General features: G+C 72.3%; 25 protein-coding genes. 18 read left to right on the top strand and 7 right to left on the bottom strand.

Annotated elements, in window-relative coordinates; genetic code table 11:
• Nucleotides 1–20: 20 nt before the first annotated feature.
• The gene (locus D7I43_RS01720) at nt 21–410 is read right to left on the bottom strand and encodes a RidA family protein (protein WP_120326543.1); all 390 of its coding nucleotides are present in this window, start codon (nt 408–410) and stop codon (nt 21–23) included.
• Between the two features lie 71 nt (nt 411–481).
• Between D7I43_RS01720 and D7I43_RS01715 the strand changes: the two genes are divergently transcribed.
• The 11 genes from D7I43_RS01715 (at nt 482) to D7I43_RS01670 (ending at nt 9,981) form a co-directional block, all read left to right on the top strand.
• A complete protein-coding gene (locus D7I43_RS01715) occupies nt 482–1,390 on the top strand; it encodes a LysR family transcriptional regulator (protein WP_120326542.1) in 909 nt (302 codons plus the stop codon).
• A gap of 204 nt (nt 1,391–1,594) precedes the next feature.
• The gene (locus tag D7I43_RS01710; protein WP_120326541.1) at nt 1,595–2,173 is read left to right on the top strand and encodes a dihydrofolate reductase family protein; all 579 of its coding nucleotides are present in this window, start codon (nt 1,595–1,597) and stop codon (nt 2,171–2,173) included.
• A 160-nt stretch (nt 2,174–2,333) separates the two neighbouring features.
• Complete coding sequence (locus D7I43_RS01705; protein WP_120326540.1) at nt 2,334–2,831, top strand: hypothetical protein; 498 nt, start codon at nt 2,334–2,336, stop codon at nt 2,829–2,831.
• Nucleotides 2,832–3,466: 635 nt separating this feature from the next.
• Entirely contained in the window at nt 3,467–3,748 is a 282-nt protein-coding gene (locus D7I43_RS32655; protein WP_158610060.1) for a hypothetical protein, read from the top strand.
• Nucleotides 3,749–3,929: 181 nt separating this feature from the next.
• Entirely contained in the window at nt 3,930–4,475 is a 546-nt protein-coding gene (locus tag D7I43_RS32650; RefSeq protein ID WP_158610059.1) for a hypothetical protein, read from the top strand.
• Nucleotides 4,476–4,508: 33 nt separating this feature from the next.
• A complete protein-coding gene (locus D7I43_RS01695) occupies nt 4,509–5,495 on the top strand; it encodes a GlxA family transcriptional regulator (protein WP_120326704.1) in 987 nt (328 codons plus the stop codon).
• Between the two features lie 90 nt (nt 5,496–5,585).
• Nucleotides 5,586–6,161, top strand: a complete 576-nt coding sequence (locus D7I43_RS01690) for a hypothetical protein (protein ID WP_120326539.1) — start codon at nt 5,586–5,588, stop codon at nt 6,159–6,161.
• A 102-nt stretch (nt 6,162–6,263) separates the two neighbouring features.
• Nucleotides 6,264–7,673, top strand: coding sequence for a pyridoxal phosphate-dependent decarboxylase family protein (locus D7I43_RS01685; protein WP_120326538.1), 1,410 nt, complete (start codon nt 6,264–6,266; stop codon nt 7,671–7,673).
• 261 nt (nt 7,674–7,934) lie between these two features.
• Complete coding sequence (locus tag D7I43_RS01680) at nt 7,935–8,477, top strand: RNA polymerase sigma factor (protein ID WP_120326537.1); 543 nt, start codon at nt 7,935–7,937, stop codon at nt 8,475–8,477.
• A 1-nt stretch (nt 8,478) separates the two neighbouring features.
• The gene (locus D7I43_RS01675; protein WP_120326536.1) at nt 8,479–9,516 is read left to right on the top strand and encodes a CU044_5270 family protein; all 1,038 of its coding nucleotides are present in this window, start codon (nt 8,479–8,481) and stop codon (nt 9,514–9,516) included.
• A gap of 24 nt (nt 9,517–9,540) precedes the next feature.
• On the top strand, nt 9,541–9,981 hold the full coding sequence (locus D7I43_RS01670; RefSeq protein WP_120326535.1) for a GNAT family N-acetyltransferase: 441 nt from the start codon (nt 9,541–9,543) through the stop codon (nt 9,979–9,981).
• 24 nt (nt 9,982–10,005) lie between these two features.
• Here D7I43_RS01670 and D7I43_RS01665 read toward each other — a convergent pair whose 3' ends face one another.
• Together D7I43_RS01665 and D7I43_RS01660 are read right to left on the bottom strand one after the other, a co-directional pair.
• A complete protein-coding gene (locus D7I43_RS01665) occupies nt 10,006–10,671 on the bottom strand; it encodes a response regulator (RefSeq protein WP_120326534.1) in 666 nt (221 codons plus the stop codon).
• Nucleotides 10,668–11,516, bottom strand: a complete 849-nt coding sequence (locus D7I43_RS01660) for a sensor histidine kinase (protein WP_204985123.1) — start codon at nt 11,514–11,516, stop codon at nt 10,668–10,670. Before D7I43_RS01660 ends, D7I43_RS01665 begins: the two co-directional genes overlap by 4 nt.
• Nucleotides 11,517–11,628: 112 nt before the next feature.
• On the opposite strand from D7I43_RS01660, the gene D7I43_RS01655 reads away from it, so the two are divergent.
• The 3 genes from D7I43_RS01655 to D7I43_RS01645 are packed head-to-tail and all read left to right on the top strand — an operon-like array spanning nt 11,629 to nt 13,720.
• On the top strand, nt 11,629–12,342 hold the full coding sequence (locus D7I43_RS01655) for an ABC transporter ATP-binding protein (protein WP_120326532.1): 714 nt from the start codon (nt 11,629–11,631) through the stop codon (nt 12,340–12,342).
• The gene (locus tag D7I43_RS01650) at nt 12,336–13,088 is read left to right on the top strand and encodes a hypothetical protein (RefSeq protein ID WP_204985122.1); all 753 of its coding nucleotides are present in this window, start codon (nt 12,336–12,338) and stop codon (nt 13,086–13,088) included. Before D7I43_RS01655 ends, D7I43_RS01650 begins: the two co-directional genes overlap by 7 nt.
• Nucleotides 13,085–13,720, top strand: a complete 636-nt coding sequence (locus tag D7I43_RS01645; RefSeq protein WP_120326531.1) for a hypothetical protein — start codon at nt 13,085–13,087, stop codon at nt 13,718–13,720. Before D7I43_RS01650 ends, D7I43_RS01645 begins: the two co-directional genes overlap by 4 nt.
• A 43-nt stretch (nt 13,721–13,763) precedes the next feature.
• Here the strand turns inward: D7I43_RS01645 and D7I43_RS34225 are convergent, their stop codons facing one another.
• From D7I43_RS34225 to D7I43_RS01625, 3 genes are all read right to left on the bottom strand, one after another.
• Complete coding sequence (locus D7I43_RS34225) at nt 13,764–15,278, bottom strand: FG-GAP-like repeat-containing protein (RefSeq protein ID WP_338041985.1); 1,515 nt, start codon at nt 15,276–15,278, stop codon at nt 13,764–13,766.
• A gap of 44 nt (nt 15,279–15,322) precedes the next feature.
• Entirely contained in the window at nt 15,323–16,318 is a 996-nt protein-coding gene (locus tag D7I43_RS01630) for an alpha/beta hydrolase (RefSeq protein WP_120326530.1), read from the bottom strand.
• Between the two features lie 287 nt (nt 16,319–16,605).
• Nucleotides 16,606–17,520: a LysR family transcriptional regulator gene (locus tag D7I43_RS01625; protein ID WP_120326529.1), complete on the bottom strand. Its 915-nt coding sequence runs from the start codon at nt 17,518–17,520 to the stop codon at nt 16,606–16,608.
• A gap of 73 nt (nt 17,521–17,593) precedes the next feature.
• Between D7I43_RS01625 and D7I43_RS01620 the strand changes: the two genes are divergently transcribed.
• Complete coding sequence (locus D7I43_RS01620; RefSeq protein WP_240032743.1) at nt 17,594–18,577, top strand: DMT family transporter; 984 nt, start codon at nt 17,594–17,596, stop codon at nt 18,575–18,577.
• A 14-nt stretch (nt 18,578–18,591) separates the two neighbouring features.
• Here the strand turns inward: D7I43_RS01620 and D7I43_RS01615 are convergent, their stop codons facing one another.
• Nucleotides 18,592–18,798, bottom strand: a complete 207-nt coding sequence (locus D7I43_RS01615) for a hypothetical protein (protein ID WP_120326527.1) — start codon at nt 18,796–18,798, stop codon at nt 18,592–18,594.
• 241 nt (nt 18,799–19,039) lie between these two features.
• Here D7I43_RS01615 and D7I43_RS01610 point away from each other — a divergent pair, with 241 nt between their 5' ends.
• The 3 genes from D7I43_RS01610 to katG all read left to right on the top strand — a co-directional run bounded on the left by D7I43_RS01610 (nt 19,040) and on the right by katG (nt 22,825).
• Entirely contained in the window at nt 19,040–19,912 is an 873-nt protein-coding gene (locus D7I43_RS01610) for an alpha/beta fold hydrolase (RefSeq protein ID WP_120326526.1), read from the top strand.
• 184 nt (nt 19,913–20,096) lie between these two features.
• On the top strand, nt 20,097–20,525 hold the full coding sequence (locus D7I43_RS01605; RefSeq protein ID WP_120326525.1) for a Fur family transcriptional regulator: 429 nt from the start codon (nt 20,097–20,099) through the stop codon (nt 20,523–20,525).
• A gap of 23 nt (nt 20,526–20,548) precedes the next feature.
• Nucleotides 20,549–22,825, top strand: coding sequence for a catalase/peroxidase HPI (gene katG / locus D7I43_RS01600; RefSeq protein WP_120326524.1), 2,277 nt, complete (start codon nt 20,549–20,551; stop codon nt 22,823–22,825).
• Nucleotides 22,826–22,905: the final 80 nt, after the last annotated feature.

The following is a 22,905-nucleotide window of genomic DNA, read 5'->3' as shown; positions in this document are numbered from 1 at the left end:
GGGCGTGGCGGGTCGGTCTGTTATACGGCGGCCCGCCGCGCGTACGCCTCAATCTCGATCCTCATCCGAGGGTCGGCGAGACCGCACACGAGCATCGTGGCGGCCGGCCGGACGTCGCCGAAGGCGCGGCGCAGGACCGGCCAGCAGGGCTCGAAGTCCTCCCGGTCGGGCAGCAGGTAGCGCACCCGCACCACGTCGGCGAGGGTACACCCCGCCTCGGCGAGCGCCGCCTCGATGTTGCGGAGGCACTGCTCGGCCTGCTCCACCACGTCGTCCGAGATCGTCATGGTGGTGTAGTCGAACCCGGTCGTCCCCGACACGTGCACCCAGTCGCCGTCCACCACGGCGCGGGCGTAGCCGATCTGCTCCTCGAAGGTCGAGCCGCTGAGGATCGCACGTCGCTCTGTCACGGGCGAACACTAGGTGGCCAGCGCATATACGTCCAATACCGCCTCGGGCGTGAGGTGATATCTCTAGGCGTATGGCGCGGCCCGACATTCCCCTCGCACAGCTGCACGCGTTCGTCGTGCTCGCCGAGGAACTCCACTTCGGCCGCGCGGCCGCCCGGCTGGGCATCGCCCAGCCGCCGTTGAGCCAGCAGATCCGCCGCCTGGAGGACAAGGTCGGCCACGCGCTGTTCCGCCGCGAACCAGGGCGGGTCACGCTCACCCCGGCCGGTCGCGAACTGCTGCCCGCCGCGCGGCGGGCCCTCACCGACCTCGCGGACGGTCTGGCCGCGGCCCGGGCCGTCGGCAGCGGCCAGGCCGGCCGGCTGCGGATCGGTTTCGCGGCCTCCCTCGCCCTGACCGTCCTGCCCGACCTGCTGCGCACCTTCCGGCAGCGGTTCCCCGGCGTGCACCTGGACATCCGCGAGATGACCAGTGCGCCGCAGCTCACCGCCCTGCGCGACAAGACCATCGACGTCGGCCTGCTGCGCGAACCCCCCGCCGTCGACGCGGAGCTCGAATTCCGGACGGTGCTCAGCGAGCCCTTCGTGGCCGTGCTCCCGGCCGCCCACCCACTGGCCGCCCAACGGGTCGTGCCGCTCGCGGAGTTGGCGGACTCGCCGTTCGTGCTGCTGCCCCGTGCGGCCGGCCCGCAGCTGTACGACCAGATCACCGGCCTGTGCGCCGCGGCAGGCTTCCCACCGCGGATCGCCCAGCACGCCGTGGAGTGGCAGACGGTGTGCGCGCTCGTGGGTGCCGGTCTGGGGGTCTCGCTGGCCCCGGCGAGCATCCGACGCATCCGCCTCAGGGGCGTCGCGTTCCGCAGGGTCGAGCCCGGCACCGCCCGTACGCGAGTCGCCGTCGCCTGGGTCAGGAACGACCAGAGCCCCCTGGTCGCGCACCTGCTGGCGGCCGTCGGCCACGATCCGCGAGACCGACCCTAGGCGAGCCCGACGCCTGGTGGTCGCACGCCGGCCGGGAGTCGTTCGTGTGCCAGAAGGTCCAGGATTTCTGCCGGGCTGTCGCGTCCGCCTCGTCACCTGCTCGCCACGCGGCCACCGCGAGGGCGTGAGCTCCCATCGGGTCGCTGCCCCTGGCCGGACCCGGAGGGGCGCGTCCCCACGCCACCGCACCCGAGAAGGGCATTCATGACCGCCACCTACACCTTCGACGTATTCTCCAGCCTCGACGGCTTCGGCGCCGCCACCGGCGACTGGACCGGCTACTGGGGCAAGCAAGGTCCCGAACTGCTCGCACACCGGCTCGCCCGGTACGGCGAGAGGCAACGGATGGTCTTCGGGGCCACCACGTTCCGGGCGTTCGCGCGGATGCTGGCATCGAGCACCGACGAGTCCGAGATGCGCGACCCATGGGTCACCCGGATGACGAGCCTGCCGGCAACGGTGGTGTCCACCACGCTGGAAGGACCGCTCGACTGGCCGGACGCGACCGTCGCACGCGGTGACGCCGTCGACGTCGTCGCGCGGCTCAAGGAGGAGTCCGACGTGCCGTTACGCTCGCACGGCAGCCTGTCGATGAACCGGGCGCTGATGGCCGCCGGGCTCGTCGACCGACTCCAGGTGACGATCTTCCCGGTCATCACGGGTCAGACCGGGGTGGACCCGATCTTCAAGGGCGCGGCGGACTTCGACCTCGAACTGATCGAGAGCCGGACGCTCGACGGCTCCATCCAGGAACTGGTCTACCGGCCCACCCTGCACGGCTGAGCCCAGCCGATCGCTCACCGGCTTGCGGCCGGCACCCGGCAGCGGACTCCGCCCACCGATCTCGTGGCCGCCCACCGCGCGGCTGTCGACCACCTTCCGATCTCGAAGGGAGCCACCGTGAACACCGTTGGAGCGACACCCCCGCCGGCGAGGCAGGGGCATGTTCACGCTCGCCCTGTCCATCGTGATCACCACCTTCGTACTGATACCCGCCTCGGCGGCACCGGCCACGGCGTCACCGCCGAATGCCGTCGCCGAGGACCGGATCGGCGCGATCCTGGCCGCCCACCCGGACGCGACCCGGCTCTCCGCGAACCAGGTCGCGTGGCCCGACGACGGCGTCGTCCTCACCGTCACGGACGCCGACACTGCTGGCAGTTGGTGCCAGACCGGACGGGCGTGCATCCACGCCGACGCCAACCGCGGCGGCTACGGTTACGCCTTCTACCGATGCCAGACCTACCGGCTCCCGGAATACGGGTTCCCCATCGGTCAGCGCGGTGGCGCCTCGTCCTGGTACAACAACCAGACCGGCGGCGCCAAGATCAGGTTCGAGGACGAGTGGTTCACCCTGACACCCGTCACCGCCGGGTACGGGTTCGGCAACATGCCGAGCTACATGAACGACCGCGCCTACTGGCTCGAACTGCTGTGCTGACGCCGCCGGTACGAACCTGACGAACGATCGCGACGAGGGGTTCGGGCCCCCTCGGGCGCGCACCGAGAAGCCCCCGGGCGGCCGATCAGGCAGGTCGGGGGCCTTTTTTGTCCGTCCCCACCGGAGGAACTGCCCCGCTCGTGGGCGCGCGATCACCGACCGCCGGGACATCCGCCGGCGCTGCCGTGGCACGCCTCGTCGCGCGGCCGCAGCCGTCGGTGGTGACGCCGAGCACCAACGCGGCCTACGATCGAAAGATGCCATCACGGGGGAGTCCATTCACGAGGCGGTCGCCGTCGGGAGTACGCTCTGCCGCTCGGTGGTCCGCGGGCCCCATCGGTGTCGTGGGCGCCGTCGCTCTTGCTCTGGCTGCTGGCGGGTGCGCCGCGACGACCAGTGCGGCCACGACCAACGCCACCGCGAGGGACGCCACCGCCGGCGGGACCGCGGAGTGCCCGGCGACCGTGCTGTTGACCGTGTCGGCCGCTCCGCGGAGTGGCATCGTCCCGGTGGTGCCGGCCCAACCGACCGCGTCAGGTGCGGACCAGCACCTCGTGCCGACGGAGGCGCCACGCAGCGCCGTCCTCTGCCAGTACCGGTCCGTCCCGGTAGGAACCGCCTCGACTGCCAGCAGCGTGCCTCTGGCCGCGGCGGTGGCCGTGACGACCGGGCGGGACGACCTGGCCCGCGAACTCGCCGCGCTGCCGTCGCTGGCGGACCATCCGGGCCCTGCGTCCTGCACCGAGATGGGGGGTCCCCTGGTCCCCTACCTGCTGGGTCTGGACTACGCGGAGGGACGCGTCTGGGTGGCCGCGAGCGCGGAACCCAACCGATGCTCGGGCGCGTCGAACGGCCGGTTCGAGACGCGCAGGTACGCGGGCGGTCTGATGAAGGCGGTCGCTGACAGCAACGGCTGACGGCTTCGGGGCTGGACGCGAGCGACGGGCGGGGACAGCAGCGGCCGAGGACCCTCGCTGCTCGGGTGGTCTCGCGCCTACTGGACCTCAGCTGCTGCGCCAGCCGGTCCAGGCCGTCCTTGATCAGCTGCCCGTACTCGTCGTCGCCCAGGGCGCCGATCCCCGCCTGCGCGCACGCGAGGTGCTCGCGCGCACGGCCGAGATCGCCGAGCTTGCGGTAGCAGTCAGCCAGGTTGAGGTGCAACGACGGGTACAGGCCGGCCACCGGCAGCGTCACCCCGGCCTCGGCGACGCGGGCGTCGCTGAGCAGGTCGGCGGCGGCGAGCGCCCGCTGATCCCAGACCAACTCCTGGTGGACGTCGTCCTGCACGTCGGCCATCGAGTGCGCGAGGACGCACACGTGCAAGGGATCGCCCCGCTCCCCGCCGATCTCGTCCCAGATCTGCGCGAACAGGTCCCGAGCCGCCTCGCGCTGGCCCTGATGGTGGTGCAACGCCACGCCCTGGCCGATCCGGACGAGGGTGGCGTCGGTGGTCATCTGCTGCTCCTGCACGGCTCGACGCGGGACGACGGCATCGATCGTAGTGTGCCGCGAGCCACCGGCGGAGCGACCGGTCCTCGGCCGACCCGCCCGGATGGATCGACGCCACGTGCGGCCCAGGGCGGGAGCGACGTGCTGGCCGGCCCGGCACGCCCGAAGCGTCGGGACCGGCAGGGCACACGGTGACGGTGGATCGGGCAGGATGTATGTATGCCCGCGATGGCTCCTGCGTCCGATCGTGCGCGACGGGTCGTGGTCGTCGGCTACGACGGCTCCGAGTTGCTCGACATCGCCTGCGTCACCTCGACACTCGACCTCGCCGGCCGGATCGCCGGCCGCCCGCTGTACCGGGTGGAACTGGTGTCACCGGCCGGCCGGGCGGTCCGGTGCGACTCGGGCCTCCGCCTCGAGAGCGGCGGGTCGCTGCAACGCACGACCGGACCGATCGACACGCTGGTCATCTCCGGCGGCGAGGGCCACGAGGACGCGGCGGCCGAGGAGACGGTCGTGGCACACGTACGGCGGCTCGCCGCGCTGGCCCGCAGGACGGTGTCGGTATGCACCGGAGCCACCGTGCTGGCCGCCGCGGGGCTGCTCGACGGGCGGCGGGTGACGACCCACTGGCGCTACGCCAGCGCGCTCCGCGAGCGGTACCCGGGCGTCGAGGTCGATCCCGGACCGATCTACATCCGCGACGGCGGCATCGCCACCTCGGCCGGTGTCACGAGCGCCCTCGACCTCACGCTCGCCCTCGTCGCCGAGGACCACGGGCCGCAGTTGGCCCGCACCGTCGCGCGGGCGCTGGTCACCCACCTGCAGCGGCCCGGCACCCAGGCGCAGATGAGCGTGTTCACCGCCCCCGACCCGGACCACGCGCTCGTCCGGGAGGTCGTCGCACACGTCAACGCGAACCTGTCCGCGAGGCTGGACACCGCGACCCTGGCCCGTAGCGCCGGCGTCAGCGAGCGGCAGTTGCACCGCCTCTTCGTCGAGCACCTGGGCATGCCACCCGGTCAGTTCGTCCGCCGGACCCGGCTCGACGCCGCCGCCCGCCTCCTCGCGGACACCGGGCAGCCGTTCGCCACGATCGCCCGCAGGTGCGGGTTCTCCTCCGTGGAGACGCTACGCCAGGCATTCGTGCAGCAGTACGGTGTGCCGCCGTCGCGGTTCCGCGCAACGTCGACGCCGCCGGTCACCGCCCACTGACCACCGTCCCTGTGCCGCACCGCCAAGGATTCCGGACGGCGCGGTGCCCGCGTCTCGACCGTCCGCTTCCGCTTCGGCAGGGTCACCGGCATGACCGACGCCCTTCACCCTGGCTCTCCGTACGCCGCTCGACGTTCGACCCACCAGGCGCTGCACCGCTGGCCGACCGTCGTCGGGCTCGTCGCGGCGTCCGCCGCGCTGCTCGCCGCCGCCGACCGGGACACGGCGGCCACCTCGGTCGGCGTGGCCGTGCTCTGCTACCTCGGCGCGGCCGCACTGAACCGTCCCTGGGTCGCGTGGGCCGGCGTACTCGGCGGCAGCGTCGTCGTCACGGCCGGCGAACTGGCCGGGATCGGTCGCTGGGCCGCGCTGGGAGCCGTCGCGCTCGCCCTCGTCGTCGTCGCCGTGGTCGTCGGCGCCCCGCGGCGGCCCGTGATCGCCCAGACCGTCGCGTTCGCGGCCTACGGCGGCCTCGCCTTCGGCGCGCTGGCGTTGGACCCGCGACCGGGCCTCGTCCTCGCCGGGCTGACCCTCGCCGCCCACGCCGTGTGGGACGCCGTGCACTTCGTCCGCGCCCGAGTCGTACCCCGATCCCTCGCCGAGGCATGCATGGCGCTCGACGTGCCCCTCGGGCTCGGGGTGGTCCTCGTCGGCCTCACCAGCTGAGAATCCGGAGCGGCTCGCCGGCGGCCGGTGCGGGTAGGTTGGGACCGCTCGTCCGCGGTGACGCGACGAGTGCGGCGCCGGTCGACAACGCGGGAAGTGGCGATGAACCAACGCTCCGACGAGTCCCACCGAGACCGGTCCGACCTGCGGGCCCTCCTCGTGCGGGCGGCCGAGCACGCGGCGGCGTTCCACGCGTCGCTGCCGGACCGTCCGGTGCGACCGCAGGCGGACCTCGACACGCTCCGGAAGGCGTTCGGCGGGCCGTTGCCGTCGGATCCGACGCCGCCCGACGAGGTCCTCGCCGCGCTCGTCGCGGCCGCGGAGCCGGGCCTGATGGGCTCGCCGGGGCCACGGTTCTTCGGGTTCGTCGTGGGCGGGACGCTGCCGGCCGCGATGGCGGCGGACATGCTCGCCGTGGGGTGGGACCAGAACGCGTTCAACGCCGCGCTGGGGCCCGCCGGGATCGCCGCGGAGGAGGCGGCGGGTGCGTGGCTCAAGGAGTTGTTGACCCTCCCGGCGTCCGCCTCGGTGGGATTCGTCACCGGCGCCCAGGCCGCCAACACCGTCGGTCTGGTGACCGCGCGCCACCACGTCCTGGCTCAGGCGGGCTGGGACGTCGAGCGTCGTGGCCTCGGCGGCGCGCCGGAGATCCGGGTGGTGGTGGGGGAGGAGCGGCACGCCACCATCGACCGCTCCGTGCGCCTGATCGGGATCGGTACCGACGCCGTCACGACGGTGCGCACCGACCGCAACGGCGCGATCGACGTCGCGGACCTGGAGCGCGTGCTGGCGTCGGGCGGCGGCCGGCCGTCCATCGTGTGTCTCCAGGCCGGCAACGTGAACACGGGGGCGTGCGACGATCTGCGCGCGGCGATCCGGCTGACCCACCGGCACGGGGGATGGGTCCACGTGGACGGTGCCTTCGGGCTGTGGGCGGCGGCCTCGCCGGCGAAGCGACACCTGGTCGCCGGGATCGAGCTGGCGGACTCGTGGGCCTGCGACGCCCACAAGTGGCTGAACGTGCCGTACGACTCGGCCTTCGCGATCACCTCGCGGCCGGACGCGCACGCCGCGGCCATGTCCTACTCCGCCCCCTACCTCACCGGCGCCGGCGCGACGGTGGGAGGTGCCGACTACACCGCCGAGTCATCGCGCCGCTCGCGCGGGTTCGCCGTCTGGGCGGCGCTGCGTGAACTGGGACGTGACGGCGTCGCCGGTCTCGTCGAGCGCTGCTGCGCGCTCGCGGAACGGTTCGCCGACGGGATGCGCGCCGCGGGCTTCGAGGTCGTCAACGACGTGGTGCTGAACCAGGTGCTGGTCGGCTTCGGCGACGACACGCGGACCGACGAGATCGTCGCGGCCGTGCAGGGCGACGGCACCTGCTGGTTGGGGGCGACGAGCTGGCGCGGTCGGCGACTCATGCGGATCTCGGTCTCCAACCACCTGACCACCGAGGCGGACGTGGACCGCAGCGTGGCTGCCATCACCCGGATCGCCCGGAGCGTGCTCTGACGGTCCACCGCAGGTCCACCGGGCATCCGTGCCGGCTTGCGCGGCACACGGTCCCGGACAGATCCGCAGCGCGACGACTCGCTCGGGTGAGCGTGCGGGCGCGGGCTGCGACGCGCACTGCGCCACGGTCGTACGGCGCCACGGTCGGGTCGGCACGCCCGAAGGCGCTTCGGCTTCCTGATCGAGGCCGTGGCAGCGGCCGGGTGGGGTTCGGAGTGTGACGTTTCGCCTGGTGCCGGACATAAGCAGGTAGGAGGTGTCATGGACGCGGCGAAGGAGCAGTTCACCGAGCTGTACGAGCGTCATCACGCCGAGGTGTGGCGGTACGTTGCTCGGCGGATCGTCGCGTCCGATGTCGGTGACGTGGTTGCCGAGGTCTTCCTCGTCGCGTGGCGACGTCTGGCCGATGTCCCGGCGGGTTCGCCGTTGCCCTGGCTGTACGGGGTGGCGCGTCTGGTGCTGGCCAACGAGGCTCGGGGCCGTCGGCGGTGGCAGGAGTTGACGGTGCGCGTTGCGGCGGAGGCGGGCCACGTGATCGTGATGGACCACGCGGACGCGGTGGTCAGCCAGCGTGACGCCGCGGTCGCGTTCAACCGGTTGTCCCCGGGCGACCGGGAGATCCTGCGATTGGTGGCCTGGGAGTGGCTGACGCCGGTCGAGGCGGCGGCAGTCCTGGGCCAGTCGCGGGCGACGTTCGCGATGCGGCTGATGCGGGCCCGCCGTCGGCTGCGCAGGCATCTCGGCATGGCGAGCGACGCGGCGGGGCGACCTGCGACGCCCTCGATGTCGAACCGGAACGGATGACATGAAGGCCATCGACGAAGTGCGCCAGCTGTTGGGCGGCCTGGACCCGACCCGGAACACAGGGCCAGCCGAGGACGCTCGTCACGAGCGGGATCTCGCTCGCATCCTCTCCGTCGACCGCACCGCGGGCGCCGCTGGCCGAGCAACCCCACGACGCCGATTCGTGCTGGCCGCAGCCGCTGCGGGGGTCGTGGCGGTTGCCGGTGGCGCGGTAGCGATCGGGATCGACCGTCAGCCGCAGCCGGCGTACGCGGCAACCCCCGCACTCCTGGACTACGGTCCGCCGGCGAGCGCGGAACCGGCCAGCGTCCGGCTTCGGCGTCTGGCCGCCGTGGCAGCGGCGCAGCCGATGCCGCCGCGGCCGGCCGGGACGGTCGAGCATCTGGAGTCGGCGAACTGGTTCCTGAATTCCTCCATCTCCGGTGGGCGGACGGCGTCGGCGGTGGTGCCGCAGCAGTGGGAGTCCTGGCGGAGCGACGACGACGCCGGCCGCATGGTCAGGAAGGATCTACCCCCGATATTCCGGTCCGACGTCGACCGCAGGCAGTGGCAGAAGTGGGGTGGCCGCGTCGACTCGTCGCGGGAGGTGCGCGACTACGCGGCCGGCGAGTTCTACCGCGGCTTCCGCGGCGAGGTGCCGACGGACGCCGGCGTGTTGCGCGACTGGCTGAGAGCAGGCACGTCGGCGCCGCCGGCGCCGGTGCAGTACCTGGAGGACGTCGCCCAACTTGCGGGCATACGGCTACTGAACCCGGCTCAGCGCGCCGCGGTGCTCACGCTTCTCGCCGATCTCCCCGGCATCGCCGCCGCCGGCACCGTCACCGATCGCGCCGGACGCGCCGGTGAGGCCTTCTCCATCACGAGCGACGCACACGGTCTGCCCGCCCAGTACACGGTGATCGTCGATCCGCGCACCGGTACGCTACTGGGATACGAGGAGATGCTGACCACCACGGCGGGCAAGCTGAACGTGACGATCCCCGCCGTGATCACCTACCGCTCGTACCTGAAGGCGGAGTACGCGTCCATGCCACGGTGACGCCGGCGCTGGCAGAGTGGGTCGATGGATGGTGACCTCAGGCCGGTACGCCGGGAAGACGCCGCTCGCCTCGCCGTGCTGCTGACCCAGCTCGGCTATCCGACCGAGGAACCGGAGGCGGCGGCCCGGCTGCGCTACTGGGGCGACGACGCGGCCGGCGTCCTCATCGGCGCCGACGTCGGCGGCGAGCTGGCCGGGGTCGCGGCCCTGCACGTGGCTCCGCTCCTCGAACTGACGGGCCGGTGGGCGCGTCTCGTCGTGCTGGTCGTCGACGAGGAGCACCGCGGCAAGGGCATCGGGCGGCGCCTGGTCGAGGCTGCCGAGAGCCGGGCGGCCGAGCTCGGCTGCCGTCGGATGGAGGTGACGAGCAGCCGTCAGCGAGGCGACGCCCACCGCCTCTACCGGCGGCTGGGATACGAGGACGTCTGCGCCCGGTCCGCGCGCTTCCTGAAGCTCCTCGGGTAGGCGCGGCGACCAGCTCGCGTCGGATCAGGGGCGCGGCCGCACCAGCCCCGCGTCGAACGCCGCGATCACGAGCTGCGCCCGATCCCGCGCGGCCAGCTTCGCCATCAGGTGCGTGATGTGCGTCTTCACCGTCTTCACGGAGATCGTCAGCGCGGTGGCGATCTCGTCGTTCGACATGCCGCCGCCGATCAGGGTGAGCACCTCGACCTCGCGGACGGTCAGGCGCCGCAGTGCCGGCGTGGGCCGGTCCGGGCGGGGCGCGGCGACGTAGTGCGCGACGAGCCGCGTGAGGATCGACGGCGCGAACAGGGACTCACCCCGGTGGGTGCGGCGGATCGCGTCGATCAGCTCTTCGGGGCGGGCGTCCTTGAGCAGGAAACCGGACGCTCCCGCGCGCAGCGCGTCGTAGACGTACTCGTCGAGTTCGAACATGCTCAGCACCAGTACGCGGGCGGTGGACAGCGCCGGGTCGGCGCAGATGCGGCGGGTGGCCTCGATGCCGTCGACGTGCGGCATCCGGACGTCCATCAGGATGACGTCGGGGCGGCTCGTGCGGGCGCGCGCGACGGCGTGCCCGCCGTCGCCGGCCTCGCCCACGACGGCCAGGTCCGGCTCGTTGTCGATGATCATGGCGAGGCTCTGCCGCAGCAGCGCCTGGTCGTCGGCCAACAACACGCGGATGCCGCTCATGTCGCCTCGTCCCGGATCCGCGCGGTGAGGCGGAAGCCCCCGTCGACGTGCTCCGCGGACAACGTGCCGCCGAGGCTGGCGACCCGCTCCCGCAATCCGGTCAGACCGTGTCCGGCGCCCGGCGACGCCCGCCACCCGTCGACCGGGCCGGAGTCCGCCACCGTGACCACCACGAACGGTCCGTCCCGGCGCACCCGCACCTCCACCCCCGTCGGTCCCGCGTACCGCGCCGCGTTGCTGAGCGCCTCTCGCACGACCTTGCAGACGGCGACCTGGACGCCCTGCGACACCTCACCGAGCGGCTCGACCGCCAGCCGCGTCCGGAGCCCGGCGAGCGACGCGCCGTGCACGATGCCGGGCAGGTCGTCGAGGCTGTCGACGGGCGTACGGCGGCTGGCGGTCGACGGCTCACGCAGGACCGTGAGCATGCGGCGCAGCTCCGTCGTCGCGTGCCGGCTCGCGTCCTCGATGTCGGTGAGCGCCGCCGCGACCTCGGCGGGCTTGGGTAGATGCCGGGTGGCCGCCGCGCGGACCGTGATCAGACCCAGGCCGTGCGAGACGATGTCGTGCAGGTCGCGGGCGATCCGCAGCCGCTCGGCGAGCACCGCCTCGGACGCGGCCCAGGCGGTCAGCCGCGACTCGTAGGCGGCCCGGTCGGCGCGTGACCGCCGCACCGCCCACACCGCGGCCGCCACTGCGATGCCGACCATCAGCGGCGGCAGCACGAGCGCGAGCGGGCCCTGGGGCGTACCGGCCGTGCACATGGCCATCACCAGCACGCTGATCACCACGGCGACCACCGGCACGACCCGGGACCGCCCGGACGGGCGCGGATGGGTGTTCACCACCACGACTGTAGGTCTCAGACCAGGGTCTGACGGTCCACGGACCGACCCGGCCGTCGGGATCCGAGAACGGTCCGATGCGTGCGGGCCGGACAACCGGTTGACTCGGATCATGATCACGGTCGATCGCGTCAGCAAGACCAGGAGCAGGACGCGGATCCTGCACGACGTCACCTTCGAGGCCCGGCCCGGCCGCGTCACCGGCTTCCTCGGGCCGAACGGAGCCGGCAAGACGTCGACTCTGCGCATCCTGCTCGGCCTGGACCGCCCGGAGAGCGGCGCCGCGCTGATCTGCGGGCGCCCGTACCGGAAACTGGACCGCCCACTCACGACGATCGGCGCGTTGCTCGACGGCAGCGGCGCGCACCGGGCCCGCACGGCCCGCGCCCACCTGCGTTGGGTTGCCGCCAGCAACGGGCTGCCGGACTCCCGCGCCGACGAGGTCCTGGAGATCGTGGGCCTGACCGGCGACGCGCGCAAGCGTGCCGGCCGTTTCTCCCTCGGCATGAGCCGCCGGCTCGGGCTCGCCACCGCGCTGCTCGGCGACCCCGAGGTGCTGGTCCTGGACGAGCCCGTCAACGGCCTCGACCCGGTCGGGATCCGCTGGATGCGCGAGTTCCTCCGGAACAGCGCGGCGCAGGGTCGCACCGTCCTGCTCTCCAGCCACCTGATGAGCGAGCTGGCTGAGATCGCCGACGACGTCATCGTGATCGACAAGGGTCGGATCGTGGCGCGCGGCAGCCTCGCCGAGGTCACCGGTGACCACCGGACGCTCGAGGACGCCTTCTTCGCGCTCACCGCCACCGAGGCGGTCCGCCCGTGGTGAGCCGGGTCCGCGCCGAACTCCGCAAGCTGCTCGGCCTGCCCACCGCCTGGGTGGGCCTGGTGCTCGGCACGCTGACGGCACCGGCGATCGTCCTGCTGAACGCGCCGTACACCCGCCGCGCGATCGCCGCCGGCACCCTCACCGACACCTCCGACCTGGGTCTGCGCGACCTGGGTGTGGGACTGATCGGTCCCATGGTCCTCGGCGTGATCGCGGTGAGCAGCGAGTACACGTCCACCAGTCAGCACGCCCCCGGCGCCCGCCAGCTCACCGCGACGCTCACGGCGGTGCCGGACCGGTTACGTCTGCTCGTGGCGAAGACCGCGGCGCTCGTGCTGGTGGTCGCCGCGCAGGCGGCGGTGGCCGCAACCGCCACGCTGGGGCTCACCCAGGTGCTGCACGGCGACCACGTGCCGGCGCCCGCCCCGGCCCGGGTCGCCGGCGCGATCCTCTACTGGACGCTGACCGCGCTGCTGGCGTACGCGATCACGCTGATCACCCGCAACGGCATCGTGCCGCTGACGCTGCTGGTCATCAACAGCACCGTCGTGTCGGTGTCCTACCTGCTGACCAAGATCACCGACCTCGCCTCCTACCTGCCGGACATCGTCGGCGCGCAGATGTTCATCCGCGACGCGGACTTCCCCGTCGAGATCGCACCCTTGACCGCCGGGCTCGTGATGACGGCGTGGGTCGCCGTGCTGCTCGCGATCGGCGCCGTCCTGTTCCAGCGGCGGGACGCATGAACGTCGCCCGTGCCGAGCTGCGCAAACTGTTGACGCTGCCGTCGCTGCGCCTGACCGCGCTGCTGACCTGGGCCGCCACCCTGCTGCTGGCGTACGCGTACGCGTACGCCGACCGCGACGCGCCGCTCGGTGACGCGGCCCTGGCCCCACTCGGCTACACCCAGGCCGGCTTCCTGGTGCTCGGCGTGCTGGCGGCCGCGTCCGAGTACGAGGAGGGCGGACAGATCCACACCACCCTGCTGGCGATGCCCCGCCGCCTGCCACTACACGTCGTGAAGGCCCTGACGCTGGGTGCCGTGACGCTTCCGGTGGCCGCCGTGACGGCGGCCACCAGCACGCTGCCGGCGGGCGGCGCCACGTGGACACCGGCCGCCACCGCGTACCTGACACTCACCACGCTGCTGGCGGCGGCGGTCGCCGGCGTCGTCCGTCGTGCCGTGCCCGCCGCGATCCTGCTGCTCGGCCTGTACTTCATCGTCGGCCCCCTGCTGCGGGCCCGGCCCGGCGGCATCGCCGCCTACCTACCAGACACCGCCGCCCTCGATCCGCCTCGCGGCGCCGCCGCCACGGTCGCCTGGACGGCCGCCGCGCTGGCGCTCGCCGCTCTGACCTTCCACCGGCGCGACGCCTGACGCGCCGACGTCGAGGACGGGGGGCGTCGTCCGGACCGCCGGTTCAGAGGGTGGTTTCGCCATCGAGGCCGAAGTAGTCGTGCCACTTGGTGCCGGGGGCGAAGGTGGTGCCGGTGGAGAGTCCCACGTAGACGTCGTTGGTGACGCCCTTGGTGAAGACGACGATGTCGTCCTTGTCGTCGCCGTCGGCGTCGGCGAGGTAGGGGAATTCGCCGGGCAGGCAGAAGTGGTCGTTCCACTTGATGGTGGTGCCGACGAAGGCGGTGCCGGTGGAGGTGGCGGCGTAGACGTCGGCGTTGGCGTCGCAGGTGAACGTGACGATGTCGTCGAGGCCGTCGCCGTTGATGTCGCCGACGCGGGGTTGTTCGGTGCCGACGGCGAAGAGGTCGTGCCACTTCTGGGGGTTGCCGAAGGTGGTGCCGGTGGAGAGGGCGACGATGACGTCGGATGCCGTGGCGGGGCCTTGGGTGAAGGTGATGATGTCGTCCTTGCCGTCGCCGTTGACGTCGCCGAGGGCGGGGTGTTCTCCGGGGATGGAGAAGTACTCGTGCCATTTGACGGCGGTGCCGGTGAAGCCGGTGCCGGTGGACAGGGCGACGTAGACGTCCGCGGCGGCGTCGTGGGTGAAGGTGACGATGTCGTCGAGCCCGTCACCGTTGACGTCGCCGACGGCGGGAACTTCGGCGTGTGGGGCGAACCAGTCGTGCCATTTGCCGGAGGGGGCGAAGCTGGTGCCTGTGGACAGGGCGACGTAGACGTCGGCGAGGGTGCCGTGGGTGAAGGTGACGATGTCGTCCTTGTCGTCGCCGTTGAAGTCTCCGGTGAGCAGGGTTTCCCCGTCGAGACCGAAGAAGTCGTTCCACTTGATGGAGGTGCCCGCGAACGACGACCCGGTCGAGGTGGAGACGTACACGTCGTTGAGGGAGCCTCGGGTGAAGGCGACCACGTCGTCGCGGCCGTCACCGGTGAAGTCCGTCGGCGAGCCCGCCAGATACCGGTCGACCGCCGGCCCCGCACCGCAGTTGTCGCTGACCAGGTACTTCTGGTGGTACTGGCCGGGGTACGGGGCGAGGGACACCCCGTTGACGACGATGGTCTGCCCGACCCCGTTGTGGAGCTGCTCGTAGTGGATGTGGGCACCGGACGAGTTGCCGGTGCTCCCGGTGACCCCGATCTGCTGGCCCTGCCGCACGTACGCCCCGTCCGGCACGGAATACGCGCTGAGGTGGAAGTAGTAGGTGGTCCAGCCACCACCGTGATCGATGACGATGTAGTTCCCGGCGCCGCTCGGCTGCGAGTACCGGCGGGCGACACCGGCTGCGGAGGCGACCTGCGGCGTGCCAGCGGTGCTCCCGCCGTCGGCGCGTACGAAATCCAACGCCAGGCGGACCTCGGCGCTGTGGTGGCTGTAGGTCCACCGCTGCCCGCACGGGAACGGTGCCTTGAAGTTCGGCGCGGCCAGCGCGGGGGAGGACGTCACGACCGCACCGGCCAGGACGCCTACCGTCAGGGTGAGCAGGGCGGTCAGGAGGCGGACCGTTCCCGGGTGCCGTGACATGGGTGACTCCGTTCGGGGAGGACTCGAATGAAACGGTGGTGCGGCTAGCCGGCGCGCCGCAGGCGGCCGAGCATCCCGTTGAGGTCCTGGACGAACAGGTCCGGACGGAAGACGTGCCCACCCGGGACCTCGCGCCACTCGTGCGGGATGCCGGCGCGGCCCAGGGCGGCCCGGAACTCCCGCTGACCGGCGAGCACCTGCTCCTCGTTGATCCGGTCGAACCAGTTGACCGGGTCCGGAGACGTGCCGGCCGCCAGGAAGATCCGCTTGTTGCGGTAGCTCTCGATCCGCTGGACCGGGTTGTCCGCGGTGACCCGCGCCTCGTCCCACAGTGGTGCGCCGTAGACGGTGCCGCCGCCGAGGTCCAGCGCGGCCGAGGTGATGTTCGCCCAGTGCACGACGAGACCGAAGTCGCGACGCAGGCTGGCCGGACCGGAGTGGGAACTCACCGAGCAGAAGTGCCCGTAGTACTTCGCGGTGTACTTGAGGGCGCCGAAGCCGCCCATCGAGAAGCCAGCCACCGCGCGGCCGTCGTACTCCGGGAAGGTTCGGAAGTTCATCTCGATCCACGGCAGCAGCTGCGCCATGTGGAAGGTCTCCCAGTTGCGCGGGCCGGTGTTGCTGCTGACCGGGTTGGAGTACCAGCCGGTGGACGCGTCCGGCATCACGACGATGATCTCCCGGCCGGCGGTCAGGCCGACGATGTCGTGGTGCAGGTGGAACTCGCGGAAGTCCGATGCTCCGCCGTGCAGCAGGTACAGGACCGGGTAGCGCTTGCCGCTGGTGTGGTAACCGTTCGGCAGCAGCACGTTGACGCCCGGATCCCACTCGATCGCGTCGGTGGCGAACCGGTAGTACTGCAACCGGCCACCGTTCTCGTTCCGGTCGACGATGCGCAGACCGTGGCCGTCACGGGCCGCGGCCGCCGGCATCGGCGCGGCCAGGGAGCCGGTGAACGCGCCGACGGCGGCGACGCCCGCGGTGCCGGTCAACAGTCGCCGACGGCTGACCGGCCGGCGGACGGCGGATCGGTTGTCCATGGAACCTCCATCACGTGGACCACGCCGAGGGAGCCCGGTCGTCCGCGCGGTGTCGTTGCGGGCCGGATGGTTCAGAGGGTGGCCAGCGGAACCGGGGGAGTGCGCCGCCTCCTCGCGCGAGAAATCGATTGCTGGAGTATCCCGGTGAGAATGATGCCTGTCAATTGAATGTGCAGGAATCCTTCACCCATCGAGCGATGTCGGAAGGCCGTTGACACGCGGCGACGGGGCAGGTGATCGTTCTTCGGGATCGCTGGTCTCCGGGAGGCCGCGTCCACCAGCCGGGCTCAGGTCAGTGTGCGCGCCTGAGCCGTCACGGCGGCCAGGAAGGCGGTCAGTGCGGGGCCCGGCGGGGTGTCGCGGGTGACCACGACGAGACGCCGCCGGAGGTCCGCCTCGGCGACGTCACGGACGGCGAGAGCGGGATCGTCGGGCGCCAGGGTCAGTGCCGGCAGCAGGGCGACGGCCTGCGCGCGGCGGACGAGTTCGAGTTGGACGTCCGCGTCGCTGCACCGGTGCCGCAGGTCGGGCTCGTACCCGCCGAGGGACCGGCAGGTTCCGACGACCATGGCGTGGTGGCCGGTCCCCTCGGCCGACGCGGTCCAGACGTCCGCCCGCAGCGTGGCCATCGACACCGGTCCACCCGACGCGGCCATCGGGTGCGCCGCCGGTAACGCCACCTTCAGCGGCTCCTCGTGCAGGACCGCGAAACGCAGCCCTGCCGGTCGCGGCCGGGGGTGCCCGTCGTACTCGTCGGCGATCAGCAGGTCGATCGCGCCCAGGCGGAGGTTCGGCAGCGCCTGTTCGAGTTCGATCTCGAAGATCTCCACCCGTACCCGGGGGTGCGCGGCCGTCGTGTGGGCGAGTGCCGGCACCAACAGGCGGCGGGCCGCCGACTGCAGGCCGCCGGCCCGCACGGTGCCCCGCACGTCGTCGTCGAGGGCGGCCAGGTCCGCCGCCGCCGCCTCGGCCGCCGACAGCAGCACCCGCGCGTGCCGGGCCAGGAGGTGCCCGGCGTCCGTCAGCCGTACGCCGCGCCCGGCCTTCTCGAACAACCGCGTCCCGACCTCCCTCTCCAGGAGGGTGAGCTGCTGGGAGATCGCCGACGGGCTGTAGCCGAGCGCCGCGGCCACCGCGCCCAGGGTGCCGCGCTCCTCGAACTCGCGAAGGAACCGGAGGCGGCGGAGGTCCAGCGCAACCATTCGGGAATGCTAACGAATCGACTCCACGAATCATCACTGGACCTGATGGGTCGGGTGGCCGATGCTCGACGGCGTGGGTCCCGCACTGTGTCTCCTGTCGGCGGCGTGTTTCGGCGCCATGGCGGTCTTCGGAAAGCTCGCCTACGAGGCGGGCGTCTCGCCCGGGGCGCTGCTCCTGGTGCGTTTCGGTCTCGCGGCCGCGGTGCTGGGCGTACTCCTGCTCCTGCGGCCCGGTCTGCGACGCGGCGGTGCCGACGAGGATCCGCCGGCCGCGGCCGGCGGCCGGGTGCTGGTCACCGCGCTCGGCCTGGGCGCGGTCGGGTACGCCGCGCAGGCGAGCCTGTTCTTCTCGGCCCTCGAACTGATGGACGCCTCGCTGCTGTCCCTGATCCTCTACACCTACCCCGTCCTCGTGACCGTGGCGGCGGTCCTGCTCGGCCGGGACCGGCTGACACCGGGACGCCTCGTCGCGCTGCTGGCGGCGTCGAGCGGAATGGTCCTGGTCCTCCTCGGCGCGGGCGGCGTGGGCTTCCATCCGCTCGGGGCCCTGCTGGCGTTCGGCGCCGCGGTGGTCTACACGAGCTACATCCTCGTCGCCGACACCGTCGTGCACCGGCTGCCGCCCGTGGTGCTGTCCACCCTGGTGATGACCGGGGCCGCCGGCACCCTCGGCGTACGCGCCGCCGTCACCGGTGGCGTCGACCTCGACGTCGGGCTGCCGGGATGGTTCTGGCTGGCCTGCATCGCCGTCGTCTCCACGGTGTTGGCGATGCTCACCTTCTTCGCGGGTCTGCGGCGGACCGGCCCGTCCACCGCCGCCATCCTGTCGACCTTCGAACCCGTGGTCACCACGGCGCTCGCCGCGCTCGTCCTCGGTGAGTCCCTGAGCGCCGTTCAGCTCGCCGGCGCGGCTCTCGTGCTGTCTGCCGTCGCCATCCTGCAGGTTCCGGCGCCGAGGTCGAGCACCGGCGCGCCGGGTGCCGCGCGCGGCGGCCTCCGCGTGGGGCGGGCGATGTTCGGCGTACGCGCCGCCGCCGCACCGCACGACGAGGCCTGACGGAGCCGACGGCCTCAGCCCTTCCCGTCCCCGAGGCGCCGGACGCGCACGTCGCAGTCGGCGTAGTCGGACTGGCGGCGCAGCCAGTCGGCGCGGCGGTTCGCGGCACGGGACGTGAAGTGGCGGCTCACGGGCCGCGCCGTGTCGCCGGGCTGACGGACCGTGACGACGTAGCGGCGGACGGCCCATCCGGCCCGGGTGTGTCCGCTGTCCTCCGTCACGTCATTCTCCTACCGCCACCAGGCAATATAGCCCTGCCTCGGCCTGTACCCCGGGCCGGTGCGGCCGACACGTGGGCGCCGTCGGGCTCCGCCGCCGGCGGGTCGCACGACCAGCACAGATCGGGTCGGAGGAGCCGGCGGCCCGGCGTCGCCCGCGTCGGCCGGGTGCGGCCGCACGGCGCCACCGATCGTCCACCGCGCGGACCGATGAGTTTCCGGCGACGGAGAAGTCAGTACCGGCATGACGACTACCCACGTTCTTGAGACGGCCGAGGCCGACATTGTGTACGACGTTCGCGGCCCGCTGCCGACGGCCGACGGACGCCCGCCGCTGTTCATGATCGGCCAGCCCATGGACGCCACCGGCTTCGCCACGTTGGCGTCGTACTTCCCCGACCGCACCGTGGTGACGTACGACCCTCGGGGCCTCGGCCGCAGCCGGCGCAAGGACGGCCGGGTCGACCACGACCCCACGGTCCAGGCCGGTGACGTGCACGCCGTGATCGAGGCGCTCGGTGCCGGCCCGGTGGAGATGTTCGCGAGCAGCGGGGGCGCGGTGACGGCGCTCGCGCTCGTGGCGGCACACCCCGACGACGTGACCGCCCTGGTGGCGCACGAGCCTCCGATCATCCCGGTGCTGCCGGACGCCGCGGCGGCCGAGCGGGCCCGCGACGGCGTCCGGGCCGTGTACGAGGCGAAGGGGTCGAACGCCGGCATGGCCGCCTTCATCGCGATGACCTCCTGGCAGGGGGAGTTCACCGATGCGTACTTCGCGCAGGGCGCCCCCGATCCCGCGGCGTTCGGGATGCCGACCGAGGACGACGGTCGCCGGGACGACCCGCTGCTCTCCGACCGGTCCTGGGCGGTCAGCAGCTACCGCCCCGACGTCGAGGCGCTGGCCGCGGCGCCCACCCGCGTCGTGATCGCCGTGGGCGAGGAGTCCGCGGGCACCTTCACGGCGCGTACCGCGGTGGCCACCGCCGAGCTGCTCGGCCAGCGGGCGACGGTGTTCCCGAGCAACCACGGCGGCTTCCTCGGCGACGAGTTCGGCTACCCCGGCCAGCCCGAGGCGTTCGCCCGCAAGCTGCGCGAGGTCCTGGAGAACGACGACTGACCAGGACTCGGGTGTCGGAGGTCCCGCCCCGCAGGACGCGTCGAGCCGGTCCGGACCCGCGGTTGGTCCGGGCCGGCTCCGCGTTCGCGTACCGGTCGGGGGAGACCGGGCCCCGGTCGACGTCCGCCGCGCGACACCCCGCGAAAACTCGATTCATTCCAGAAGAGTGGTCTAGGTTTGCCGTATGCCGTCCGACTTCGTGACCCAGCTGCGGGCGGCGTCGTTGCGCGTGACCCGGCCTCGGTTGGCGGTGCTGGCGGCGCTGCACGACCATCCGCACGTCGACACCGAGGCGGTGATCGCGCTCGTGCGGGCCGATCTTCCGACCGTCTCCCACCAGGCGGTCTACGACGTGCTGCGTGCGCTCGTCGACGCCGGCCTGGTACGCCGCATCCAGCCCGCCCGCGCGACCGCCCGGTACGAGGCGCGGGTGGGGGACAACCACCACCACGTGGTGTGCCGTTCCTGCGGTGCGATCGCCGACGTCGACTGTGCTGTCGGTCACGCTCCCTGTCTGACCGCCTCCGACGACCACGGGTACGTGATCGAGGAGGCGGAGGTCGTCTACTGGGGCACCTGTCCCGACTGCGCGACCGAACGCACCTCCCAGTGATCCGCCAGTTCGGAAGGAAGAAGATGAGCGACACCCAGGACAACGCCCCCGTGAGCGCGCAGGGCGTCGACAAGAAGGCGGCCGCCGGCTGCCCGGTCGCGCACGACTCGGTGACCGCCCACGGCAGCGAGAGCGAGAACCCGGCGATCGACTCGCCGACCCCGAAGACGGGAGGTCGTCCCCGCACCAACCGGGACTGGTGGCCCAATCAGCTCGACCTGTCGGTGCTGCACGCCAACTCGCCGAAGGCCAACCCGCTCGGTGAGGGCTTCAGCTACGCCAAGGAGTTCGCCAAGCTCGACGTCGAGGCCCTCAAGCGGGACATCGTCGAGGTCCTCACGACCTCGCAGGACTGGTGGCCGGCCGACTTCGGCCACTACGGCGGCCTGATGATCCGCATGAGCTGGCACGCCGCCGGCACGTACCGCATCCACGACGGCCGCGGCGGAGCGGGCGACGGCGCCCAGCGGTTTGCCCCCCTCAACAGCTGGCCGGACAACGCCAACCTCGACAAGGCCCGCCGGCTGCTGTGGCCGGTCAAGCAGAAGTACGGCCAGAAGATCTCGTGGGCCGACCTGCTCGTGCTCGCCGGCAACGTCGCCATGGAGTCGATGGGCTTCAAGACGTTCGGCTTCGGCTTCGGCCGGGAGGACATCTGGGAGCCAGAGGAGATCTTCTGGGGCCCGGAGGACACCTGGCTCGGCGACGAGCGCTACGTCTCGGAGAAGGAGATGGTGGCCGGTGTCGGCGCCACCGAGATGGGCCTGATCTACGTCAACCCGGAGGGCCCGCGCGGCAACGCGGACCCGGCGGCGGCCGCGCACTTCATCCGCGAGACCTTCGCCCGGATGGCGATGAACGACGAGGAGACCGTCGCCCTCATCGCCGGCGGCCACACGTTCGGCAAGACGCACGGTGCCGCCGTCGCCGACGACCACGTGGGCCCCGAGCCCGAGGCCGCCCCGCTGGAGGCCCAGGGTCTGGGCTGGCTCAGCAGCTACCGCACCGGCAAGGGCCCGGACACGATCACCAGCGGTCTCGAGGTGACGTGGACCGACCGCCCGACGCAGTGGAGCAACCGCTTCTTCGAGATCCTCTTCGGCTACGAGTGGGAACTCACCACGAGCCCGGGCGGCGCGAAGCAGTGGGTCGCCAAGGACGCCGAGGCGATCATCCCGGACCCGTACGACCCGTCGAAGAAGCACAAGCCGACGATGCTCACGACCGACCTGGCGCTGCGCGTCGACCCGACGTACGAGAAGATCTCGCGGCGCTTCCTGGAGAACCCCGACGAGTTCGCGCTGGCGTTCGCCAAGGCCTGGTACAAGCTGCTGCACCGCGACATGGGTCCGGTCAGCCGGTTCCTCGGGCCGTGGGTCCCGGAGCCCCAGCTGTGGCAGGACCCGGTGCCGGCCGTCGACCACGAGCTCGTGGGCGACGCGGACATCGCCGCGCTCAAGGCGAAGGTCCTGGAGTCCGGCCTCACGACCGCCCAGCTGGTCACGACCGCCTGGGCCTCCGCCGCCAGCTTCCGCGCCACCGACAAGCGCGGCGGCGCCAACGGCGCCCGGATCCGCCTCGAGCCGCAGCGCAGCTGGGAGGTCAACCAGCCCGAGCAGCTCGCCACGGTCCTCGCGACCCTCGAAGGCATCCAGCGGGAGTTCAACGCCGCCGGCGGCGCCAAGATCTCGCTCGCGGACCTCATCGTGCTGGCCGGCTCGGCCGCCGTCGAGAAGGCGGCGCGCGACGCCGGCGTCGAGGTGACCGTGCCGTTCCACCCCGGCCGCACCGACGCCAGCCAGGAGCAGACCGACGTCGAGTCCTTCCGGGTCCTCGAGCCGCGCGCCGACGGGTTCCGCAACTACCTGCGCCCGGGTGAGAAGACCCAGCCGGAGGTGCTGCTCGTCGACCGTGCCTACATGCTCAACCTGACCGCGCCCGAGATGACCGTCCTCGTCGGCGGCATGCGGGCCCTCGGGGCCAACGTCGGCGGCACGAAGCACGGCGTGCTCACCGACCGGCCCGGCGTGCTCACCAACGACTTCTTCACCAACCTGCTCGCCCCGGGCACCCGGTGGAAGGCGTCGGAGTCCGACGAGCACGTCTACGAGATCCGCGACCTCGCCACCGACGAGGTGAAGTGGACGGCCACCGCCGTCGACCTCATCTTCGGCTCGAACTCCCAGCTGCGGGCCCTCGCGGAGGTCTACGCCAGCTTCGACGCGCGCGAGAAGTTCGTGAACGACTTCGTCGCGGCCTGGACCAAGGTCATGGAACTCGACCGGTTCGACCTCGCCTGACCGATCCGAGGGGCCCCGGTCGATCACGGGTCGACCGGGGCCCACCGGGTGCCGGGTCAGGGCGGGCCGTCGGGGCCCTG

The sequence above is a fragment of the Micromonospora globbae genome (assembly GCF_003610785.1).
Taxonomy (GTDB): domain Bacteria; phylum Actinomycetota; class Actinomycetes; order Mycobacteriales; family Micromonosporaceae; genus Micromonospora; species Micromonospora globbae.
Note: the sequence above shows the minus strand (reverse complement) of the source record. Positions and strands in the feature narration are given on the sequence as shown.